The sequence below is a fragment of the Neobacillus niacini genome, from assembly GCF_023715415.1.
GTDB classification, from domain to species: domain Bacteria; phylum Bacillota; class Bacilli; order Bacillales; family Cytobacillaceae; genus Neobacillus; species Neobacillus niacini_C.
Map to the genome: position 1 here is coordinate 1 of NZ_JAMBOB010000062.1, position 434 is coordinate 434.

Here is a 434-nt window from a genome sequence, read left to right on the forward strand (position 1 = left end):
TGTTTATATTTAGCTAATTGATTTTTATCTAGCATTTTATGCCTCCTGCTGAGTTTGTAACCTTTAATAATTTATTTTCTATAAAAACTTAGTATTCCAGTTGCTTATTATATCATTGATGAAAGGCTGAAATAAAACATAAACTGTTCCGACCATTAACGCTGTAGCTAAAGATAAGTCTACAAGTCCACCTGTTTTAAATTGAATCGGTGTCTTCACATTAAACTGTAACGGATAAAATAATTTCACGCCTTTTGGTGTTATCATATCTAGTATAACATGTGACACTAATCCAATTATAGTTGCTGCCATATAATAATTAGGCGTCTGAATAATTTGCAATAAAAATGCTATGATTGCGATAAATAATATTGAATGCGTAAAGGTTCGATGTCCAAAGATCAATCTCACAAAAAAACTAATTACCTTAAACC

At 30.0% G+C, this 434-nt stretch carries 1 protein-coding gene; it reads right to left on the bottom strand.

From position 1 onward, the window contains the following. Positions 1-78: 78 nt before the first annotated feature. On the bottom strand, positions 79-434 hold a 356-nt coding region (locus M3189_RS26545), incomplete at its 5' end, for a metal-dependent hydrolase (RefSeq protein WP_251639794.1).